Annotated in this window: 17 protein-coding genes; 13 read left to right on the top strand and 4 right to left on the bottom strand. The window is 66.0% G+C overall.

What is annotated here, in order from left to right:
• Positions 1 to 36 precede the first annotated feature (36 nt).
• From AC5P6A_RS17260 to AC5P6A_RS17230, 7 genes are all read left to right on the top strand, one after another.
• Entirely contained in the window at positions 37 to 522 is a 486-nt protein-coding gene (locus AC5P6A_RS17260) for a GNAT family N-acetyltransferase (protein ID WP_019660365.1), read from the top strand.
• Positions 519 to 1,475 carry an EF-P lysine aminoacylase EpmA gene (gene epmA, locus AC5P6A_RS17255; protein WP_155029805.1) on the top strand — a complete coding sequence of 319 codons (957 nt, stop codon included), beginning with the start codon at positions 519 to 521 and terminating at the stop codon, positions 1,473 to 1,475. The genes AC5P6A_RS17260 and epmA overlap by 4 nt, the downstream gene beginning before the upstream one ends.
• Before the next feature lie 141 nt (positions 1,476 to 1,616).
• Positions 1,617 to 2,345, top strand: a complete 729-nt coding sequence (locus AC5P6A_RS17250) for a DUF3011 domain-containing protein (RefSeq protein WP_155029804.1) — start codon at positions 1,617 to 1,619, stop codon at positions 2,343 to 2,345.
• Positions 2,346 to 2,392: 47 nt separating this feature from the next.
• Positions 2,393 to 3,457 (top strand): S-methyl-5-thioribose-1-phosphate isomerase, encoded by a 1,065-nt coding sequence (gene mtnA, locus AC5P6A_RS17245; protein ID WP_111098196.1) that lies wholly within the window; start codon positions 2,393 to 2,395, stop codon positions 3,455 to 3,457.
• A 261-nt stretch (positions 3,458 to 3,718) separates the two neighbouring features.
• On the top strand, positions 3,719 to 6,433 hold the full coding sequence (gene gyrA / locus AC5P6A_RS17240; RefSeq protein WP_346715081.1) for a DNA gyrase subunit A: 2,715 nt from the start codon (positions 3,719 to 3,721) through the stop codon (positions 6,431 to 6,433).
• 350 nt (positions 6,434 to 6,783) lie between these two features.
• Entirely contained in the window at positions 6,784 to 9,306 is a 2,523-nt protein-coding gene (locus AC5P6A_RS17235) for a membrane-bound PQQ-dependent dehydrogenase, glucose/quinate/shikimate family (protein ID WP_164144614.1), read from the top strand.
• 205 nt (positions 9,307 to 9,511) lie between these two features.
• Entirely contained in the window at positions 9,512 to 10,018 is a 507-nt protein-coding gene (locus AC5P6A_RS17230; RefSeq protein WP_233653970.1) for an REP-associated tyrosine transposase, read from the top strand.
• A 147-nt stretch (positions 10,019 to 10,165) separates the two neighbouring features.
• On the opposite strand, the gene AC5P6A_RS17225 is transcribed toward AC5P6A_RS17230, so the two are convergent.
• The gene (locus AC5P6A_RS17225) at positions 10,166 to 10,573 is read right to left on the bottom strand and encodes a DUF3037 domain-containing protein (protein WP_154351077.1); all 408 of its coding nucleotides are present in this window, start codon (positions 10,571 to 10,573) and stop codon (positions 10,166 to 10,168) included.
• On the bottom strand, positions 10,551 to 11,327 hold the full coding sequence (locus AC5P6A_RS17220; RefSeq protein WP_155029802.1) for a HipA family kinase: 777 nt from the start codon (positions 11,325 to 11,327) through the stop codon (positions 10,551 to 10,553). The genes AC5P6A_RS17225 and AC5P6A_RS17220 overlap by 23 nt, the downstream gene beginning before the upstream one ends.
• Positions 11,328 to 11,566: 239 nt before the next feature.
• On the opposite strand from AC5P6A_RS17220, the gene AC5P6A_RS17215 reads away from it, so the two are divergent.
• The 4 genes from AC5P6A_RS17215 to AC5P6A_RS17200 all read left to right on the top strand — a co-directional run bounded on the left by AC5P6A_RS17215 (position 11,567) and on the right by AC5P6A_RS17200 (position 17,095).
• A complete protein-coding gene (locus AC5P6A_RS17215; RefSeq protein WP_099605154.1) occupies positions 11,567 to 11,896 on the top strand; it encodes a hypothetical protein in 330 nt (109 codons plus the stop codon).
• A gap of 166 nt (positions 11,897 to 12,062) precedes the next feature.
• A complete protein-coding gene (locus AC5P6A_RS17210) occupies positions 12,063 to 14,525 on the top strand; it encodes a S9 family peptidase (RefSeq protein WP_346469907.1) in 2,463 nt (820 codons plus the stop codon).
• A 165-nt stretch (positions 14,526 to 14,690) separates the two neighbouring features.
• Positions 14,691 to 16,523, top strand: coding sequence for a M3 family metallopeptidase (locus AC5P6A_RS17205; RefSeq protein WP_429001275.1), 1,833 nt, complete (start codon positions 14,691 to 14,693; stop codon positions 16,521 to 16,523).
• A 251-nt stretch (positions 16,524 to 16,774) separates the two neighbouring features.
• Positions 16,775 to 17,095, top strand: a complete 321-nt coding sequence (locus tag AC5P6A_RS17200; RefSeq protein WP_058981328.1) for a hypothetical protein — start codon at positions 16,775 to 16,777, stop codon at positions 17,093 to 17,095.
• A gap of 13 nt (positions 17,096 to 17,108) precedes the next feature.
• Here AC5P6A_RS17200 and AC5P6A_RS17195 read toward each other — a convergent pair whose 3' ends face one another.
• Positions 17,109 to 18,092 carry a hypothetical protein gene (locus AC5P6A_RS17195; protein WP_346715080.1) on the bottom strand — a complete coding sequence of 328 codons (984 nt, stop codon included), beginning with the start codon at positions 18,090 to 18,092 and terminating at the stop codon, positions 17,109 to 17,111.
• A 138-nt stretch (positions 18,093 to 18,230) separates the two neighbouring features.
• Here AC5P6A_RS17195 and AC5P6A_RS17190 point away from each other — a divergent pair, with 138 nt between their 5' ends.
• The gene (locus tag AC5P6A_RS17190; RefSeq protein ID WP_180877805.1) at positions 18,231 to 19,196 is read left to right on the top strand and encodes a DUF2268 domain-containing putative Zn-dependent protease; all 966 of its coding nucleotides are present in this window, start codon (positions 18,231 to 18,233) and stop codon (positions 19,194 to 19,196) included.
• Between the two features lie 47 nt (positions 19,197 to 19,243).
• The gene (locus AC5P6A_RS17185; protein ID WP_134730852.1) at positions 19,244 to 20,074 is read left to right on the top strand and encodes an SGNH/GDSL hydrolase family protein; all 831 of its coding nucleotides are present in this window, start codon (positions 19,244 to 19,246) and stop codon (positions 20,072 to 20,074) included.
• An 89-nt stretch (positions 20,075 to 20,163) separates the two neighbouring features.
• On the opposite strand, the gene AC5P6A_RS17180 is transcribed toward AC5P6A_RS17185, so the two are convergent.
• The gene (locus AC5P6A_RS17180) at positions 20,164 to 20,709 is read right to left on the bottom strand and encodes a thioesterase family protein (protein WP_019660345.1); all 546 of its coding nucleotides are present in this window, start codon (positions 20,707 to 20,709) and stop codon (positions 20,164 to 20,166) included.
• Positions 20,710 to 20,756: the final 47 nt, after the last annotated feature.

Raw genomic sequence — 20,756 nt, 5'->3', positions numbered from 1 at the left:
GGTGCCGCGCCTGGCATGCAGCACAAAGGAGCACCGATGCAGACCGCCCCACTGGATTTCCGCCTGGCCACCCGTGCCGACGAGGAATTGTTGATCACCTTGATGCGCGAGTTCTACGCCGAAGACAGGATCGACTTCGATGACGCGCGCGTGCGTCGCGGCGTGGACGCGCTGCTGGCCGATCCGCGCAATGGCGAAGTGCTGTTGTGGCTGGACGAGGCGGGCGAGGTGGTCGGCTACGCGGTGATCGCGATGGGCTTCAGCCTGGAGCAGGGCGGCCACTTCATGCTGCTGGACGAGCTGTACCTGAGCCATCGCGCGCGTGGGCGTGGCCGCGGCAAGCAGGCGCTGGCCATCTGCGAACAGCGCGCTCGCGGTCGTGGCGTCAGCCGCCTGCGCCTGGAAGTGAACCACCACAACGAACTGGCACGGCGCCTGTACCTGGCCAGCGGCTACATCGACGATACGCGCGATCTGCTGACCCTGCCGCTCGACCATCCGCGCCCGGAGGGCATCCTGTGAGCGAGGCCCTGCTGCGCGCGCTGCAGCAGCGCGCCGCGCTCAATGCGCTGGTGCGCCGCTTCTTTGCAGAGCGCGATGTGCTCGAGGTGGAGACGCCGATCCTGTCGGTCGCGGGCAACACCGAGCCGAACATCGACAGCTTCCATACCGACTTCACCGGCCATGTCGATGCCGGCGGACGCCGCCGATGGCTGCGCACCTCGCCGGAGTATCCGCTCAAGCGCCTGCTCGCTGCCGGCGTGGGCGACTGTTATGAACTGGGCCGGGTGTTCCGCAATGGCGAGGCCGGCGGCCGCCACAACCCGGAGTTCACCATGCTTGAGTGGTACCGGGTCGGCTGGGACCACCACCGGCTGGTGCAGGAAACCGCCGAGCTGGTAGGCCAGGCGTTGGCCCTGGTCGGGCGCAGTGCGACGCTGCGTGTGCTCAGCTACCGCGAGCTGTTCCAGCAGCATGTGGGCGTGGATCCGTTCGATGCTGATGAGGCCGCGCTGCGTGCCGCGCTGGGCGAGGTGCACATCGACCCGGTCGGGCTGACCCGCGATGACTGGCTGGATCTGCTGATGACCCACCGTATCCAGCCGCGCTTCGATGGCGATGTCATGACCGTGGTCCACGACTGGCCGGCCAGCCAGGCAGCATTGGCCCGCATCCGCCCGGGCACGCCCCCGCTGGCCGAACGTTTCGAGCTGTACCTGGGCGCGGTGGAACTGGCCAACGGCTACCACGAACTGAACGACGCTGACGAGCAGCGCGCGCGCTTCCAGCGCGATCTGCAGCGCCGCCACGAGCGCGGCCAGGTGCTACCGGCCGTGGACGAGGCGCTGCTGTTGGCGCTGCCGTCGATGCCCGCCTGCGCCGGGGTGGCGGTGGGTGTCGACCGCCTGTTGATGGCGATGAACCGCACGCCGCGGATTGCTGATGTGCTGGCCTACGACTTTGCCCACGCGTGAGCGCGGCGCACGTTCCTGAACGTTGAAGACTGAACGGATTGCCGCGTTTCCGCGCTTGCTTCGGTAAGCGGGATGATGCTCTTATCACGGCAGATGCGGGACACTGGCATCGGAATTCGTCCACTCCTGTTGGGGAAGGCATTGGTCAAGTGGTTTGCGGTCGTGGCGGCACCGGTGTACTCCATCGCGCTTTGGGGTGCCTGGCTGCCGTCATCGGCGTCGGCCCAGCAGGCAGGCTATGACGGCGAAGTGGTGACCTGCGAATCGCGCGACATGGGCTGGGTGCACTGCGATATCGATGTGGACAACGGCGTCGATCTGGTGCGCCAGCTGTCGAGCAACAGCTGCATCCGCGGCAGCGAGTGGGGCACCGACCGCAGCGGCGTGTGGGTCACCCTCGGCTGCCGCGCCGAGTTCCGGGCGCGCCGTGCGCAGGGTGCGGCGCCTGCGGCAACGGAAGGCAAGCGCCTGGTGCGCCGCGTGGTGCGCTGCGAATCCAATGGCCGTCCGCAGAGTTGCCCGGTACGCCTGGATGGCGCGCCGGTGCGCCTGCTTCGCCAGTTGTCGGTGCTGCCGTGCCGCGAAGGCCAGGGATGGGGCTACAAGCGCAATGAAGTCTGGACCAGCCGTGGCTGCCAGGGCGATTTCGAGGTGGCCGACGAGGACGGCCGCTTCGTCGATGTGCCGCGCCGCCTGACCTGCGAATCGAAGTCGAAGAAGCGCCGCTTCTGCGGCGCCAGCATCTCGGTGGGTGCTGTGGTCTCCGAGCAGCTGTCCAGCACGCCCTGCGAGGAAGGCAGCACCTGGGGCTGGAACCGCAACGGGATCTGGGTGGACGGCGGCTGCCGCGCCGAATTCTCGGTGAATTGAGCCGGGGCAGGCTCCAACCACGCGGGGCGTGGCCCTACAATGGGCCCATGAACACTGCCTCCGACATCGACTACGCCCGTTACGACCACATCCGCCCGATCCTGTGGACCGGCGATGCCTTGCAACTGCTGGACCAGCGCAAGCTGCCGTTCGTGGTCGAGCACGTGGTCTGCCATGACAGTGACGAGGTTGCCAGCGCCATCCACGCGCTGACCGTGCGTGGCGCGCCGGCGATCGGTATTGCCGCCGCGTGGGGCGTGGTGCTCGCGGCACGCGAGGTGCAAGCCGCCGATGGCGCGCATGCGCTGCAGCAGCTGGAGCCAGCCCTGCAGCGCCTCAATGCGTCGCGCCCGACGGCGGTCAACCTGGCCTGGGCGCTGGCGCGCATGCGCCGTTGCCTGAACGCCGCCGGCGCAGACTGGAAGGCGTTGCTGGAGGCGGAAGCGCAGGCGATTGCCGATGAAGACCTGGCCGCCAACCGCCACATGGGGGCGCTGGGTGCTGGCCTGATCGAGGCCGGCAGCGGCGTGCTGACCCATTGCAATACCGGCTCGCTGGCCACCGCAGGCTTCGGCACGGCGCTGGGCGTGATCCGCGCTGGCATGGCCCAGCACCGCATCGCCCGCGTGTTTGCCGGCGAGACCCGGCCCTGGCTGCAGGGCGCCCGCCTGACGGTGTGGGAACTGCAGCAGGATGGCATCGACGCTACCCTGATCGCCGATTCGGCTGCCTCGCACCTGATGAAGACCGGCGCCGTGCAGTGGGTGATCGTCGGTGCAGACCGCATCTGCGCCAATGGCGATACCGCCAACAAGATCGGCACCTACCAGCTGGCCATCGCGGCCCGCCATCATGGCGTGAAGTTCATGGTCGTAGCGCCGTCCTCGACGGTGGACATGGACACCGTGGACGGCAGCCAGATCGAGATCGAGCAGCGCGATCCGGGCGAGCTGTACGGCGTGGGCGGTACCCGCACCGTGGCCGAGGGCATCGCCGCCTGGAACCCGGTGTTCGACGTCACCCCGGGCGAGCTGATCGATGCCATCGTGACTGAGCGCGGGGTGATCCTGAACCCGACCGCCGACAACATGCGCGCCGCCTTCGGCGGCTGAGGCGGGCAGGGTCGCGGATGTCTGTAGAGCCGAGCCCACGCTCGGCTCAGCCAGCGAATCCGCCGCAGCCGAGCATGGGCTCGGCTCTACAGGGGCGGTATGGGGCCCTAAGTTCCTGATTTGTGCCGGTAAAATCCCCATGAAGGGAGGCGGAAAACGGCCTGTTGTGGTAGTATCCACAGGTTGAATCGAGGTTCCGGCGCGACCCCCTCCCGCAGAGGGCTGCGCCGGACTGGACCGCTACCAGACAACGGAACCCGAATGGCAGAAACCGCCAAGGAAATCATCCAGGTCAACCTGGAAGACGAGATGCGCAAGAGCTACCTCGATTACGCCATGAGCGTGATCGTGGGCCGCGCGCTCCCGGATGCGCGCGACGGCCTCAAGCCGGTGCATCGTCGCGTGCTGTTCGCGATGAACGAGTTGAACGCGCACAGCAACAAGCCTTACTTCAAGTCGGCGCGTATCGTCGGTGATGTCATCGGTAAGTACCACCCGCATGGCGATCAGTCGGTATACGACACGCTGGTGCGCCTGGCTCAGCCGTTCTCGCTGCGCTACATGCTGGTCGACGGCCAGGGTAACTTCGGCTCCATCGACGGCGACTCCGCTGCGGCGATGCGATACACCGAGGCGCGCATGTCGCGCCTGGCGCATGAGCTGATGGCGGACATCGACAAGGAAACCGTCGATTTCCAGCCCAACTACGATGAAAAGGAACTGGAGCCGACGGTCATGCCGACCCGGTTCCCGAACCTGCTGGTCAACGGTTCGGCCGGTATCGCGGTGGGCATGGCGACCAACATCCCGCCGCACAACCTGAGCGAATCGATCAACGCCTGCATCGCGCTGATCGACAACCCGGAAATCGACGTCGACGGCCTGATGGAATACATCCCGGGCCCGGATTTCCCGACTGCCGGCATCATCAACGGCACTGCCGGCATCGTCGCCGGCTACCGCACCGGCCGTGGCCGCGTGCGCATCCGTGCCAAGGCCGATATCGAAGTGGCCGACAACGGCCGCGAATCGATCATCGTCACCGAAATTCCTTACCAGGTGAACAAGGCGCGTCTGATCGAGAAGATCGCCGAGCTGGTCAAGGAAAAGAAGATCGAAGGCATCAGCGAGCTGCGCGATGAGTCCGACAAGGACGGCATGCGCATCTACATCGAGATCAAGCGCGGCGAATCTGCCGAGGTTGTGCTGAACAACCTGTACCAGCAGACGCAGATGGAATCGGTGTTCGGCATCAACATGGTGGCGCTGGTCGATGGCCGCCCGCAGTTGATGAACCTCAAGCAGATGCTGGAGGCGTTCGTCCGCCACCGTCGCGAAGTGGTCACCCGCCGCACCGTGTTCGAGCTGCGCAAGGCGCGCGCCCGTGCCCATGTGCTGGAAGGCCTGACCGTCGCACTGGCCAACATCGACGAGATGATCGAACTGATCAAGACCTCGCCGAACCCGAATGAAGCCCGCGAGCGCATGCTGGCACGCGTGTGGGAGCCGGGCCTGGTCGGTGCGATGCTGGGTGCCGCCGGTGCCGAAGCATCGCGTCCTGAAGACCTGCCCAAGGGCGTCGGCCTGGTCGAGGGCGGCTACCAGCTGACCGAGATCCAGGCCACCCAGATCCTGGAAATGCGCCTGCACCGCCTGACCGGGCTGGAGCAGGACCGCCTGACCGACGAGTACAAGCAGCTGCTGGAAGTGATCGCCGGGCTGATCCACATCCTGGAAGATCCCGATCGCCTGCTGCAGGTCATCCGCGAGGAGCTGGTCAACGTCAAGGCCGAGTTCGGCGACGAACGTCGCACCGAAATCCGCCACAGCGAAGAAGACCTGGACATCCTGGACCTGATCGCGCCGGAAGACGTGGTGGTCACCGTGTCCCACGCCGGCTACGTGAAGCGCCAGCCGGTCAGCGTGTACCGCGCGCAGCGCCGCGGCGGCCGTGGTCGCAGTGCGGCGGCGACCAAGGAAGAGGATTTCATCGAACAGCTGTGGCTGGTCAACACGCACGATACGCTGCTGACCTTCACCAGTTCGGGCAAGGTGTTCTGGCTGCCGGTCTACCAGCTGCCGGAAGCGGGTTCCAACGCCCGTGGCCGTCCGATCATCAACTGGATTCCGCTGGAACCGGGCGAACGCGTGCAGGCCGTGCTGCCGGTGCGCGAGTACGCCGATGGCCAGTTCGTGTTCTTTGCCACGAAGAACGGTACGGTCAAGAAGACCCCGCTGGGCGAGTTCGCCTTCCGCCTGGCCCGCGGCAAGATCGCGATCAATCTCGATGAGGGCGATGCCCTGGTCGGCGTCGGCCTGACCGACGGCCAGCGCGACATCCTGCTGTTCGCCTCCAATGGCAAGACCGTGCGCTTCGGCGAGGACAAAGTCCGCTCGATGGGCCGTACCGCAACCGGCGTGCGTGGCATCAGGATGCCGGCCGGCGAGGAAGTGGTCAGCCTGATCGTGGCCGAAAGTGCCGGTGGCATCGAGGACGAGAACGAGGACGACAACGGTGTCGAGGAAGCCACCGCCAATGGCGATGCGGTGATCGATAGTGCCGATGACGCCAGCGTGCAGTACATCCTGACCGCCACCGAGAACGGCTACGGCAAGCGCACCCCGCTGCCGGACTACCCGCGCAAGGGCCGTGGCACCCAGGGCGTGATCGGCATCCAGACCACCGAGCGCAACGGCAAGCTGGTTGCTGCGGTGCTGATGGGCTCGAATGACGAAGTCCTGCTGATCTCCGATGGCGGCACCCTGGTGCGTACGCGTGGCTCGGAAATCAGCCGCGTCGGCCGCAACACCCAGGGCGTCACCCTGATCCGTCTGTCCAAGGATGAGAAGCTGCAGGCGGTGGAGCGCTTGGATGCCTCGATCGATGAGGACGAGGACGAGGTGGCGGTCGCCACCCCCGCCACGACCGACGGCGCACCGGCTGCGGCCAGCAGCGAGGACGCCGCGCAGGAATGACCCTGCCGCTGTGAGAGGTACCCGACGACGCCGGCCCTGTGCCGGCGTCGTCATTTCTGCGGATCTTCGTGGTGGATTCTCCGATCGCTGCGGTAGAGTCGACTGTCAGTCGACTGCTCTGCGCAGGGCGATGAAAAGCCCGCGCTGCGCGCGATAGTCGACCAACAGTCGACTCTACCCAGCCGACAATCACCCAGCCGACAATCACCCAGCCGACAATCACCCAGCCGACAATCACCCAGTCGGCAACCACCCAGCCGACGATCACCCCGTCAGGTCCACCCAGAAAATACGCGCGCGCTTCACATCGGCGGTGGGATAAGGGCGCATGCTGCCCCCGGAGATCGACGATGTCCGCCACGCCGCAGTCCGCTCCTGCCCGCGCCTCCCGGCATCCCCTTGTCACCGTGCTGTCGCTGCTGCTGGTCGTGCTCGGCCTGGTCATCGGCGGCCTGGGGGCGTGGCTGCTCAGTCTCGGGGGCTCGGCCTACTACGCCATCGCCGGGGCCGGCCTGCTGGCCAGCGGCATCCTGTTGTTCGGCAACCGCCGCAGCGGGGCGCTGCTGTACGCACTGGTGTTCATTGGTACGCTGCTGTGGACCTGGTGGGAGTCAGGCAGCGACTACTGGCGCTGGGTGCCGCGGCTGGGCCTGGTGACCGCGCTCGGCATCGTGCTGGCGCTGCTCGCGCCGACCCTTCGCGAACCGGTTTCAAAGCGCCTGTCGCGCAGCGTGGCGTGCGTGCTGATGCTGGTGTTCGTGGCGGCCTTCGGTCTGGCTTTCGCCCCGCATGGCGAAGTGGATGGGCACTTGCCATTCCCGGAAGGCGCAGCCAGTGCCGGACTGGAACCTACGCGCGATACCACTGGCCTGCAGCCGGCTGACCAGCCCGCCGAAGGCGACTGGCCGGCCTGGGGGCGCAGCAATGCCGGCACCCGCTACTCGCCGCTGCAGCAGATCACCCCGGCCAACGTGGCCACGTTGCAGCTGGCCTGGCAGTTCCGTACTGGCGACATGCCGAACAAGCGCTGGGGTGCGGAAACCACGCCGCTGAAGGTCGGCGACCGCCTGTACCTGTGCACCGCGCGCAACCGCCTGATCGCACTCGACGCCGCCAGTGGCAAGGAACTGTGGCGGTTCGATCCAAAGGTGAGGGATGCTTCGATTCCGTATACCGCCGCCTGTCGTGGCGTGAGCTATTACGAGCAGCCCAGCACGCCGACCATTGCCGATGCGGCGTTGGCCGATGCCGCTGCGGATCTGGCCCTTCCCGAGCCACCGCCAACGGTCACCCGCAGCGCCGCACCCGGCAGCCGTCCGGCGTGCTGGGCGCGCATCATCGAAGGCACGCTGGACGGGCGCATCATTGCAGTGGACGCGGACAGCGGCCGTCCGTGCGTGAATTTCGGCAACAACGGCCAGGTCGACATCACCCTGGGCATGGGCGAGGTCCCACCGGGCTATGTTTCGATCACCTCGCCACCGGCCATCGTGCGTGGAGTGATCGTCACGGGTCACCAGGTGCTGGATGGGCAGCGCCGCGATGCGCCGTCGGGCGTGATCCAGGCCTACGACGCGGTCAGCGGCAAGCTGCGCTGGGCGTGGGACATGGACCAGCCCGAGCGCAGCGGACTGCCGCCACGCGAGCAGACCTATACGCGTGGCACCCCGAACATGTGGACCACGGCCACCGGTGATGAGGCGCTCGGGCTGGTCTACCTGCCGCTGGGCAATTCAGCCGGCGACTACTGGAGTGGCTCACGCACGGAAAACCAGAACCGCTACTCGACCTCGCTGGTGGCGATCGACGTTAGCACTGGCAAGCCGGCCTGGCATTTCCAGGCCGTGCGCAAGGATGTGTGGGACTACGACCTCGGTTCGCAGGCCAGCCTGATCGACTACCCGACGGCTGCAGGCAAGGTGCCGGCGATCCTGCTGCCGACCAAGCAGGGTGACATCTACATTCTCGACCGCCGCAACGGCCAGCTGCTGACCGCTGCCGAAGAGCGCAAGGTACCGGTGGGTGGCGTCGAGCCCGAGCAGCGTTCACCCACCCAGCTGTTCTCGCTGTACCACACGCTGCGTCGCGAGCATGACCTGACCGAGCGTGACATGTGGGGCATCACCCCGATCGACCAGCTGGTCTGCCGCATCCAGTTCCGCAAGGCGTACTACGAAGGCTTCTACACGCCGCCGAGCAGCGAGCGCCATTCCATCGAATACCCCGGCTACAACGGCGGCTCGGACTGGGGCAGCGTGTCCATCGACACGCGACGCGGCGTGATCGTAGCCAACTACAACGACATGCCCAACTACAACCGGCTGGTGCCACGCGCGGAGGCCGACCGGCTGGGCTGGTTGCCGCGCGAGAAGATCCGCGCCGACAAGGGCGGTGGCGAGGGCGCCGGCGATCCGCAGGTCGGCACGCCGTATGCCATCGACGTCAACGCCGGTTGGCGCCTGCCATTCACCGGCCTGCTGTGCAAGCAGCCGCCCTATGGCGGCATCCGTGCCATCGACCTGCGCACCGGCAAGCTGCTATGGGACCGCCCGTTCGGCAGTGCGCGCGGCAATGGTCCGTTCGGCATCCGTTCCGGCCTGCCGATCGAGATCGGCACGCCGAACAACGGTGGTTCGGTAGTGACCGCCAGCGGCCTGATCTTCATCGCCGCCGCCACCGATGACCTGCTGCGCGCCATCGACCTGAAGACCGGCAAGGAGCTTTGGCATGCCAAGCTGCCTGCCGGCGGCCAGGCCAACCCGATGGTGTACGAGCAGGGTGGGCGCCAGTACGTGGTGATCATGGCCGGGGGCCACCATTTCATGGAAACCCCGAACGGCGATTACGTGATGGCGTTTGCGCTGCCCAGGTAGGGCCGACAGGTATGACCGGCTGGGTAGAGCCGACCGGGTAGCGTCGACTGTTGGTCGACTGCTCTTCTCTCCCACGCTGGAAAGCCCGCGCTTCGCGCGATAGTCGACTAACAGTCGACTCTACCCAGGCGACTCCACATCCCCGGACGCTGTATCGAGAGGATCCCTGATTCTGGCATTGGTAGTGAACCGATGCCGGAAATCCATGCGGGCGGGCATTCTCGAACTCATGCCAAGTCCCCAACTGCTTTCCGGGCGGCGATCCATCGCGGGCAATGTCTACACCATCACCATGGTGTGCCGGAACCGCCATCGCGTCTTCGATTGTCCTGCCAATGCCGACCTTGCCATGCAGCTCCTCGGATCGATGGATCGGGAAGGCCTGGCTGCATCACTTGCCTGGATCATCATGCCGGATCATCTTCACTGGCTGGCTCAACTTCGTGGTCAATCGCTGGGCTACTGCGTGCAGCGTTTCAAGGCACGCAGCAGCTTTCTAATAAACCGACGGCGAGGGAGCCGGGGGGCAATCTGGCAGGCGGGTTATTGCGATCATGCGATCCGCAGTGACGCGTCGCTGCACAGGCACGCTTGCTACATTCTGGCAAATCCCGTTCAAGCCGGTCTTGCCGCGCAGATCAGTGACGATCCGTATGGATGGTGCCGCTGGCCGTTGAGCGAGCTTGAGTCGACAGGCGAACGCGCACGGTGATGGGACCGGCCCGGTGGCGTCTACCGGGTAGAGTCGACTGGGTAGAGTCGACTGGGTAGAGTCGACTGTTAGTCGACTGCCTTTCTCAACCACAGCCAAAGAGCCCACGCTGCGCGCGTTAGTCGACTAACAGTCGACTCTACCCAATCAATGTTGCTCGGTTGGTGCCGGCACCCGCACCATCTTCGTCATCAAGTGTTCCACCACGCCCGCCGGGTCCGCCGTGCGGCCCACATGCGTGCTCGACATCTGCACAACCGAACTGCGCTTGGCGGTAAGGAAATGGAAGCGCGCACGCGCGGGCAGCTGTGCGATCGGCCCGGCGCTGGCGTCGCCGCGACAGATCGCCACGATCGCATCCAGCCACGGCTGCAGCGCCTCCTGGTCCAGAGCCGGCGCGAAGGCGCGCAGGCGCGCAGGATCGATCTCGATGGCCGCCTCCAGATGACGCGCGCCAGGACAGGAGACGATCACCCCGACGTTGATGAACTCCTCGCGTTCCACCCGCGGTACCACGCGGATGACCGCATAGTCATACGTGTGCAGCGTGGGCACGGATGGCCTCCTGCACGAACACCGCACGCACTTTCAGGCGATGCTTGAGATAGTCGATGTAGCCTTGGCGATAGGCCTGCGGGCTTTCGAATGCCGGCTCGTTGACCAGCCAGCTGTCCGGCACCAGGCCGACGATGCGCTCGATCTCGGCATCGGTCAGGCGCGCGGCCAGTTCGGCATCCACCTCGGCGACGCGGCTGGCGAACGACAGCAGCACGTGGTCGCGGATCAGCACGAACGGCTTTTCGCAGGCATCGCCGGCGTTGGCCCAGTCGTGATGGAAATACATGGCGGCACCGTGATCGATCAGGTACAGCTTTCGATGCCACACCATCAGGTTGGGATTGCGCGTGGTGCGATCGACGTTGCTGGTGAACGCATCGAACCAGACGATGCGCGAGGCGAGGTCTGGATCCACCGGCATTGCCGCCGGATCGTAATTGATCGCGCCGGGCAAATAGTCCAGGCCCAGATTCAGGCCCTCGCTGGCGCGGATCAGCTCCTGGATCTCCGGGTCGGGCTCAGTGCGGGCGAACTCGCGGTCCAGCTCGACGAACAGGATTTCCGGAATCGGCAGGCCCAGCGTGCGTGCCATCTCGCCGGCGATCAGCTCGGCGATCAACGCTTTCGGGCCCTGGCCGGCGCCACGAAACTTCAGCACGGCCATGCCGTCGTCGTCGGTCTCGACCACGGCCGGCAGGGAGCCACCTTCCCGCAAGGGCGTGATGTAGCGGAGGGCATGTACGGTGCGCATGCGTGCATTCTAGCGTGGGTGCAGGTGCAACCCTCTGATCGGCGAGGACCGATTTCGGCCTTCACCTGTCCCTTCCGCCTGCGATGGCAGCATCGTGCTCCAGGAACCCTTGGGTTCATGGGCGTACTGGCACTCTCGATGCAGAGGCTCCAGGCTGGGTACCTGCTCGGCTGCCAGCGACGCGCACTGCGAAGCGGAAACCTCATCCACGATGTCCTGCAGGCTACGGAGGTGCACCGATGAGCGACGAATTCACTCCCATGCTGCCGCCCTTGGACGACGCCAAGGTCGAGGAAATGATCGGCAAGGTCGTACTGGTAGGGGTGACCCGCTATGGCGGCGACGGCCAGGTAAAGGGGCTGGAGCAGTATGCCGGCACGGTGCTACGCATCAGCGCCGACGAGGGCGTGGTGCTGGCCGACGAGAATGATGGCCACGAGCGCTACCTGCCACCGATGCTGGACCAGTACCAACCGGCCGAGCCCGGCGAGTACCGCATGCGCACCAGCGGCATGATCGTGGTCGACCCCGACTACCTGGCCACCTGGGACCTGCACGCGCAGCAGTAGTGCCAGGCCACGCCCGGCAGGTGCCGGCAGTTCCGCGGCACCTGCCGGGGCCGCACTTTGCCCCATCCGGCCACTAGCCCTTCCGGCCCATTCACGACAACCCCTGCGGTGCTAGATTCCGGTTCATGCCCGATGCCGGGTACCCATTCACACCCAGGGGATAAGGATGCTGATCCGTCGAACCTCTCTGGCGGCGGCCGTTGCCGTTGCCACCGTCGGCCTGCTGGCCGCTGGCCCGGCGCTTGCCGATTACGCAAAGCCGCCGGAACACCTGCTCAAGGTGCTGAAGGCGCCGCCGCCGCCAGCGCCGAACGTGGCCCCGGGGGGGCAGCGCCTGCTGCTGACCACTGCGCAGACCTACCCTTCGATCAGCCGTGTCGCCCAGCCGTATCTGAAGCTGGCCGGCGTGCGCCTGGAACCGAAGAACCGCAGTCGCCATGACACCCCCGGTGGCTACGGCATTCCGGCCTGCGTGGCCGACTTCACCCTGGTCGACATCGGCAGCGGCAAGGAGACCAAGGTCAACCTGCCGCAGGGCTGCGCCACCGGCGCGTTGTGGTCGGCCGATGGCAGCCACTTCGCCTTCCAGAATGCGGTCGATACCAGCGTACAGCTGTGGGTGGGCGATGCGGCAACCGGCCAGGTGAAGCAGGTGCCGAACGTGCAGCTGAACCCGATTTTCGGCTATACCGTGCAGTGGCTGGGCGGCAGCCAGAACCTGCTGGTGAAGCTGGTGCCGGCCAACCAGGGCCCGGCGCCGTCCAATGGCGGCGTGCCGACCGGTCCGGACGCGCAGGAGTCGCTGGGCAGCAGCGGCGAAAGCAGCACCTACGAAGCCCGCGACACGCTGACCAGCGTCCATGACGAGAAGCTGTTCGCCTATTACGGTACCTCGCAGCTGGCCGTGGTCGATACCGTCGCCAACCGCGTGCGCCCGGTCGGGCAACCGGCGCTGTTCAATGAAGTCAGCGCCGCGCCCGATGGCGTGCACGTGCTGACCGAATCGATCAAGGCACCGTATTCGCATGCGGTGACCTACCAGCGCTTCGCCAACGACGTGGCCGTGCTGGACATCGCCAGCGGCAAGTCCACGCCGATCGCCAGCCTGCCGTTGGCCGACCGCGTGCCGGTGCACGGCGTACCGGAAGGTCCGCGCGGTTTCGACTGGCGTGCCACCGATCCGGCCACCCTGGTCTATGCCGAAGCGCTGGACAAGGGCGACTGGAAGGTCAACGTGCCGCATCGCGATCGCGTGCTGATGCTGAAGGCGCCGTTCAACGGCAAGCCGACCGAAATCACCCGTACCGCGCAGCGATTTGAGGGCTTCGCATGGACTGCCGATCCGGCCGTGGCGTTCCAGTTCGAGAACGACGAGAACCGCCACTGGATGCAGACCCGCATCGTCGATGTGGACCAGCCGAAGAAGGAAGGCCGCCTGCTGTGGGACATGTCCAGCGATGAGCTGTACGGCAACCCCGGCAACCTGGTCTTTACCCGCCTGCCGAACGGCGCACAGGTCGTGCGCCAGGAGGGTAATCACGTGTTCCTGAGCGGCCGTGGCGCCTCGCCGCAGGGCGACCGTCCGTTCCTGGACCGCCTCGACCTGGGCACGCTGAAAAGCGAGCGCCTGTTCCGCAGCAGCGCCGATGCCTACGAGCAGTTCCTCGGTTTCAGCAACACGCCGGGGCGCTACCTGACCTGGCACCAGTCGGTGATCGATCCGCCGAATGCCTTCATCCGCCAGCAGGGTGAGGCGGTGGCCGACGCGAAGGCCGGCGAGGCGCAGTTCGCGTCCACCACGACCGCGCTGACCAAGCTGGTCGACCCGACCCCGGAGGTGCGCCAGATCAAGAAGCAGCTGGTGACCTACAAGCGTGCCGACGGCGTGGACCTGTCGTTCACCCTGTACACGCCGCCGGGCTACAAGGAAGGCCAGCGCGTGCCGGCGATCCTGTATGCGTACCCGGCCGACTTCGCCAATGCCGCGCAGGCCGGCCAGGTGTCCGGTTCGCAGCAGACCTTCACCCGCCTGCAGCCGTACCGCCTGATGCTGCTGGCCGGCTACGCGATCATCGACAACGCCTCGTTCCCGATCGTGGGTGACCCGAAGAACGCCTACGACACCTACCTGGAGCAGCTGGAAGCCGACGCCAAGGCGGCGGTGGACAAGGCCGTGGACATGGGCGTGGTCGACCGCAACCGCATCGGCGTGACCGGTCACAGCCATGGCGGCCTGATGACCGCCAACCTGATCGCGCACACCAAGCTGTTCAAGGCCGGTGTGGCGACCAGCGGTTCGTACAACAAGACCTTCACCCCGTTCGGCTTCCAGAACGAACGCCGCTCGGTCTGGCAGGCGCAGGACGTGTACCTGAAGGCCTCGCCGTTCTTCTATGCCGACAAGATCAAGCTGCCGCTGCTGCTGGTCCACGGCGAGGACGACGCCAACCCGGGCACCGAGCCGTTCCAGTCGCGCAAGCTGTACCAGGCGATCCGCGGTAACGGCGGCACCACCCGCCTGGTGATGCTGCCGAACGAACCGCACTGGTACACCGCATTGGAATCGAACGAGCAGCTGGTGGCGGAAATGCTGAACTGGTTCGACACCTACGTGAAGAACGCCAAGTAAGGGAACAGAAAGGCCACCTCCGGGTGGCCTTTCTGTCTCGGGATGTGAGTGGGCAGACGGCCTGGATCCGGATGCGCAATCGGGAATCGGGAAGCCACCTGCCATGCGGCATGCGGGGCCACCCGGGCTGCTAAGCTGGGAATGGAAACGGACCAGGAGACATCGATGCATCGCATTGGAATGCGCGCCATCACTTTTGTCATCGCGACGCTGTTGGCCGGGATGACACACGGAGTGGAAGCGCAGGCTCTGCGGGCAGATGACCGCAGCTACTTTGGCAGCGCCTCCCTTGAACGTGAGGCATGGCAGAACCTCGAGCGCAGCACCGATGCCCTCAAGGCCCTTCAGGCGCCGCCAGACGTGCGGTTCCAGCAGGCCGAGCAGCTGTATGGCGAGTGCCTCCGGCACCATGGCTACCTGCATCTTCAGGCAGCGCGCAATGCTGATGATGCCCGGCTGGCCAACACCCAGGGCGAAGTGGCCGACACATGTGGACGCATCGCGGCGATTGCCAAGCAGGCATTACGTGATGCGCCCGCGCAGGCTGCCTGGATCGAGCCGCATGCCGACCTGCGTGAACGGGCGTTGCGGGAGGGTGTGCAGCCGGCCAATGCCGCGCTGGTGGATGCGGTCGACACGTTGGCCGACCCGGCGCTGGACAGCTTCGGGCGACTGCACCGGCAGCTGCTGCAATCGGCGCCCTTTGCGCGCTTCGAACATGAAGGCGGCACGTTTGACAGCCGCACCGATGCGCGAGCCCTTTCCCGCCTGCCGGACCGTTCACTGCGCGAAGCGGCATGGCGTGCTTACTGGCAGGGAATGGCGTCGCGGCGCAGCGAAATGGCAACGGTGCTGCTGGGCCTGGTCCGCCTCAACGAGCAAGCGTCGGAACTGCAGGGCGATGGAACTGCGCCTGACCGCAGCTACCGGCACATGGGCCTGGATCAGGCCGCCGTCGACGCGACACTGGCGGCGGTAGCGCGCCACGCGCCGCTGCGACGCAACTACCAACAGATGCAGTTGACCCATCTTGAGCGCATGGGCCAAGCCTCCCCAAGGATCTGGGACATGGGCCTGCCTGATGCGGGCTATATCCCTCCGCCGCTTGACCTGGCGCAATTGCGTGATGCGGCAGCGGCATCGATGCAGGTGCTGGGGCCGGACTACGTGACAGGGCTGCGCGGGCTGCTCGATCCTGCGGGCGGACACATGGATCTGGGTGGATCGGCAGGGCGGCGCGCGATGGATGCGTTTTCGATCGGCGCCCCTGGCGCGCCTTCGCTGCTGTTCGTTGGTCATCGACAGGGCGATCTGGAGGGGGATGTCCAGATCGCTCACGAAGCCGGCCATGCCATGCATGGGCAGTGGATGCAGCGCGGTGGCGCATCCTCGTTCCAGCGCAACGGCAACAAGTGGTTGACCGAGGCCTTCGCCATCTACAACGAACTGAAGTTCCGCGATCAGCTCTATCGGCAGGCCAGCGATCCACGTGCCAAAGCGTATTACCTGAAGTCGTTGCTCGATGACATCATCCTGCAGCTGTTCGTATCGTCTGAAGAGGCCGATCTGGAACAGTCCATCTATCAGCAAGTGGCCGCCGATGAGGTTGGCAACGCAGACGCGCTTGATGCGATGACGGTGAAGGTACTGGGCCGGTATGGGGGCGCATCGGAGCAGTATCCCGAGCTGCGCAGCACCTGGGTATCCAAGCGGCTGATGTATGAGGATCCGCTTTACCTGGCCAATTACCTGTATGCCGGATTGATTGCGGTGCAGCTCTTCGCACAGGACCAGCAGGATCCGGAGGGATTCAGGGAGCGCTACCTGGCCGTCCTGGGCGAAGGGTTTGATCGCCCGCCGCAGCAGCAGGTCGAGCAGTTGCTGAATGCGAAGCCCGACTGGCCACGCCTGGTCGAGCAGGATCTGGGCATCTTCCAGCAGTACCTGGCGCAGCTGCAGGTACTGCGAGCGGAAATCGAGCGCCAGCGCGGTCGCTGAACAGGCGACAGCCTGCTGCTGACCGGCACCCGGGTGATATACGCGGTACGCAGCGAGCCGGACGCGCTTTCCGCGGTCCTCGACTCGGCCAGCAATGCGCCGGCCGCGCGCGAAGCGAACCGGATGCGGCCCCGGGGTGACCTCGTGTCATTGGCCGTTGCGATTGCGTAACCGTATGTGATGCGGGTGCAATGGCGTGCGGAAGCTGCGATACGCTGCAGGCCTGTTGCTGTCTGCCAGGGGTTTCACGAATGAAGTCCAAACGTATCGCCGCAGTGTTGGCGCTGGTGATGACGCCGATCCTGCATGCGCAATCACTCCCCTCCGAACTGGCGCAGCTGGGCATTGTTGCCGGCATGCCTTATGCCAAGGCCAAGCGCCTGATGGATGCGGCAGGGTGGCAGGCGAGTCCGGTCCAGGGCGCGCCTGAGTCACTCGAGGGCTTTCCGGAAGTTGGATGCCAGAAGGGCGCCAAGCAATGCGCAACAACCTTCGAAAAGGGCGGGCAGCAGGTCGCGATGCGGCTGGGCACTACCCTGGCAGGACAGCCGTTCGTACAGGGCGCTGATTGAGCGCCTGCTGCGCTCACGCCAGCGGCAGACGGTCCTGCGCGTGCGACAGGCGGTCGTGCAGCGCACGCACGTGCTCGGCCTTGGCATGGATGCGCGCGGTATCACCGAAACTGCGCAGGTAGGTGCACGCGGCAAAGCCAGCGCTCTTCTTTTCGTATTCGGCAATCCAGGCCAGACGGTCCGGGTTGTTGGCCTGTTCGGCTGACCACGCGGCCACCGGTGGGCGGATGCGGTATTTCAGGCCGACGCGCCAGGGCTTCGGTGTCAGTCGCGCACGGAAGCAATGCTGCAGCCGGCACATGCGCGCGTACAGGGCGTCGGTACCCAGCGCCTTGAAGAAGGCCTGCAGTTGCTCGTCCTCGGGCGAGAACGTGGCATGCATGACCAGCACGCGTAGTCCGGCTGGCGTGCGGTAGGCGCGCAGATGCCAGTCCGGATGCTGTTCGCTGAAGGCCGCGACCCGCTGCAGCGCCACACCTTCGGCGCCACCGGCGGCGGCCAGCCGCCGCCTGCGCTGCATCAGCATCGCGGCATTCACCAGCACTACGGCCGCCACGCCCAATACCAGTCCCACCAGCCAGTGCCACAGCAGGGTGCCGACGATGGCGCCAGCAAACAGCAGCGCTGCGGCGATGACAGCGGGCATCACGCAACCCGCCGGTGGCTGCGCATGGTCGATATCGGCGAACAGCACGTCAGGGGTATTGAGGCAGAGCGCACCGTAGCTGTTGCGGGTGATGATGACGTCGCCGTCGCGCTGCACGATCTGCTCGCGGATCGGAACGCCCTCCACGCCGTAGTTGCTGCGCACTTCGCGACGCGGCAGCACCTGCCCGGCGAGGATGGCATTGAGGGCTTCGTGGGCGCGGCGGTCGGCGTGCACCTGCGCCTCGGCAGGGCCTTCGTCGGACCAGCCGAAGCGGCGCACGACCACCGGCCGGCCACGGAAACGGGCCTGCAGGCGGGCTTCGGCCCAGTACGCGGGAACGATCATCATCGTGCGGTGCTCCATCTTCCATGGCAGGTGCCGAAGCGAGTCTGGCACAGCGCCGGTGCGCCCGCATCCGCCTGCTGCAGTGGGCCGGGCGGAGTGATAGATTGCGCGCTTCGCATGCACTCCACCAAGGACGGAGCGATGTTCATGATCCTGCGCGGCCTGTTGGCCCTGGCCTGTGCCGGGGCGGTAGGCATGGCCACCGCAGCGGTACCGGCAGGGCCGCAGATCCTCACCGAGGATGTCAGCCGTTTCTATGCACTTTATGACAGCGCTGGCGGCAAGCCCAGCGTTGCGCAGCTGCGTGGATACCTGGCCGAGGGTTCGGCGGGCCTGGCCGAACTGGCGAAGGTGCGCCGGGTCACCCCCGAGCGCATTGTCGAGTCCATCGCCAACCAGCCGGAACTGTATGCGCAGGGACGAAGCTGCCTGGCCGAACTGCCAGCGGTGAAGCAACGCCTGACGCAGGTGTTTTCCAACCTGCAGGCGATCTACCCACAGGCCGCGTTTCCGCCGGTGACCATCGCGGTGGGCCGTGGCCGTCCGGTCGGGCTGACCTCGAAAAGCGGGGTGATCATCGGCCTGGAAGCGCTGTGCGCAGCCGATTTCATGAATCCCAATGTGCAGGACCGCTTCGTGCATGTGATCGCACACGAATACGTGCACATCCAGCAGACCGGCCTGATCGACTTCGAGCCGGGTGACCCGCGCGCGACAGTGCTGCGTGTTTCGCTGGGCGAGGGCATCGCCGAGTTCATCGCCGAACTGATTTCCGGCAACGTCGGCAATGGGCGCCACGCGGCCTGGACCCGTGGCCGGGAAGTGCATATCGAAAGCGCGTTCGCGCTGGATCTGGACAGCACCGATCTGTCGCCGTGGCTGTACAACTACATGCCGGGCTCGCAGGAACCCTACGACCTGGGGTACTGGGTGGGTTACCGCATCGCCAAGGCCTATTACCTGCAGGCCAAGGACAAGCGTGATGCGGTGCGCGCGCTGATCCAGCAGGACAACCCCAAGGCGATCCTGGCTGCCAGTGGCTGGACGCCCGGCATGTGGATGCCGGCCAAGGTGACCGGCGTGGCAGCGCGCGCGGCAGCACGCTGATTGCAGGCCGGGGCGCTAGACTGCCACCGTGAACCGGGAGAGTCTCCATGCGTATTCCTGTAGTGCTTGCCGGAACGTTGGCCATCGCCTTCAGCATTGGCTTGACCGTTCCGACCGCGGCTGCTGAAACGGGCGCGGTCAATCCGATGCTGCTCAAGCCCGTAGAGCAGCTGCGCCCTGATGAGATTCGTTTCATGCAGCAGCGCCTGGCTGATTGGCCGCAGCTGCAGCACTATCGTGATGCCAACGCGCGACTGCCCGCGGCGGCGCCGGGCCAGCCACGCGTGGTCTTCTTCGGCGACTCCATCACCGAAGGCTGGGGCAGGGAAGGCAGCGCGGCTTTCTTCCCCGGCAAGGGCTGGCTCAACCGCGGTATCAGCGGCCAGACCACGGCACAGATGCTGGTGCGCTTCCCGCAAGACGTGCTGGCGCTGAAGCCACAGGTGGTGGTGATCCTGGCCGGTACCAACGATATTGCAGGCAACACCGGTCCATCCACGCAGGCGATGATCGAAGACAACCTGCACGCGATGGTGGACCTGGCCCGCGCACATGGCATCGCCGTGGTGCTGGCATCGGTGCTGCCGGTCAGCGATTACCCATGGATGCCCGGGATCGCGCCTGCGCCCAAGGTGCGTGCGCTGAACACGGCGTTGAAGCGCCATGCCGATGCACAGCAGCTGGTCTATCTGGACTACCACACGCCGATGGCCAATGCCGCCGGCGGACTCGATCCGCAGCTGGCCGAGGATGGCGTGCATCCTACGGCGAAGGGCTATGCGGTGATGGCGCCGCTGGCCGAAGCGGCAGTCAAGCGCGCGCTGCAGCAGAGGTCGCAGCGGCAGGCAGGCTTGTCGACCACCACGTATCGAAACTGATCAGCAGCGGATCTACCGCCCTGTACTGGGGAATCAGCCTACTGCGGCGCGGCGGAAAGCGCCCCATGCAGGTCGCCCCCATCTGTGCCTCAGGCATCGTCCTGCTTCAACGCCGCATCGGCCGCCAGCAGCGCCTCGGCGGCTGCACTGAGCGACGGCGACGGTGGGGCGACCACGCCGATCGCTTCCATCATCTTCGGCATGCCCAGGAACTGGCGCGCGCGGCGGTCGTAGATGCCGGTGACCAGCAGCGCACGTGTGGCGATCTTCTGCTCGGGCCCGATCAGCACGCGCTGCTCCATGATGCCGCGCGAGCCGACCCAGCCCACCAGGCGCGTTTCCAGGGTAAAGCGCTGGAACGGCTTGAGTTCGCGGCGGAACTGGATGGTGCCGGCACCAACAATCGGCGCCCACTTCTCGCGCAGCGCCACCCGGCCCAGGCCCATGCGCAGGATCAGGTCCAGCCGGCCCAGATCGAAGATGTTCCAGTAGCGGCCGTTGGTCATGTGCAGGTTGCTGTCCAGGTCGTTGGGCAGTACCCGGAACTGCAGCCGTGAGACCCCGAACGGGGCCTCCAGCTTGGGCCGGAACAGGCTGCAAAGCAGTAGATGGAGCAGGCGGAACCAGAGATTCATGGCTATGACGACTGTTATAGAACGGCCGGTACGCTAATCTATGACGA

It is taken from the genome of Stenotrophomonas sp. YJH_SMC_20 (genome assembly GCF_059367845.1).
Note: the sequence above shows the minus strand (reverse complement) of the source record. Positions and strands in the feature narration are given on the sequence as shown.

Excerpts from the sequence above, each read along its gene's own strand:
- AC5P6A_RS17180 (WP_019660345.1), bottom strand. The coding sequence starts at position 20,709 with ATGAATCTCTGGTTCCGCCTGCTCCATCTACTGCTTTGCAGCCTGTTC.
- AC5P6A_RS17210 (WP_346469907.1), top strand. The coding sequence starts at position 12,063 with ATGCTGATCCGTCGAACCTCTCTGGCGGCGGCCGTTGCCGTTGCCACC.
- AC5P6A_RS17190 (WP_180877805.1), top strand. The coding sequence starts at position 18,231 with ATGTTCATGATCCTGCGCGGCCTGTTGGCCCTGGCCTGTGCCGGGGCG.
- mtnA (WP_111098196.1), top strand. The coding sequence starts at position 2,393 with ATGAACACTGCCTCCGACATCGACTACGCCCGTTACGACCACATCCGC.
- AC5P6A_RS17185 (WP_134730852.1), top strand. The coding sequence starts at position 19,244 with ATGCGTATTCCTGTAGTGCTTGCCGGAACGTTGGCCATCGCCTTCAGC.
- AC5P6A_RS17235 (WP_164144614.1), top strand. The coding sequence starts at position 6,784 with ATGTCCGCCACGCCGCAGTCCGCTCCTGCCCGCGCCTCCCGGCATCCC.
- AC5P6A_RS17205 (WP_429001275.1), top strand. The coding sequence starts at position 14,691 with ATGCATCGCATTGGAATGCGCGCCATCACTTTTGTCATCGCGACGCTG.
- AC5P6A_RS17220 (WP_155029802.1), bottom strand. The coding sequence starts at position 11,327 with ATGCGCACCGTACATGCCCTCCGCTACATCACGCCCTTGCGGGAAGGT.
- gyrA (WP_346715081.1), top strand. The coding sequence starts at position 3,719 with ATGGCAGAAACCGCCAAGGAAATCATCCAGGTCAACCTGGAAGACGAG.
- AC5P6A_RS17215 (WP_099605154.1), top strand. The coding sequence starts at position 11,567 with ATGAGCGACGAATTCACTCCCATGCTGCCGCCCTTGGACGACGCCAAG.
- AC5P6A_RS17230 (WP_233653970.1), top strand. The coding sequence starts at position 9,512 with ATGCGGGCGGGCATTCTCGAACTCATGCCAAGTCCCCAACTGCTTTCC.
- AC5P6A_RS17260 (WP_019660365.1), top strand. The coding sequence starts at position 37 with ATGCAGACCGCCCCACTGGATTTCCGCCTGGCCACCCGTGCCGACGAG.
- AC5P6A_RS17200 (WP_058981328.1), top strand. The coding sequence starts at position 16,775 with ATGAAGTCCAAACGTATCGCCGCAGTGTTGGCGCTGGTGATGACGCCG.
- AC5P6A_RS17195 (WP_346715080.1), bottom strand. The coding sequence starts at position 18,092 with ATGATGATCGTTCCCGCGTACTGGGCCGAAGCCCGCCTGCAGGCCCGT.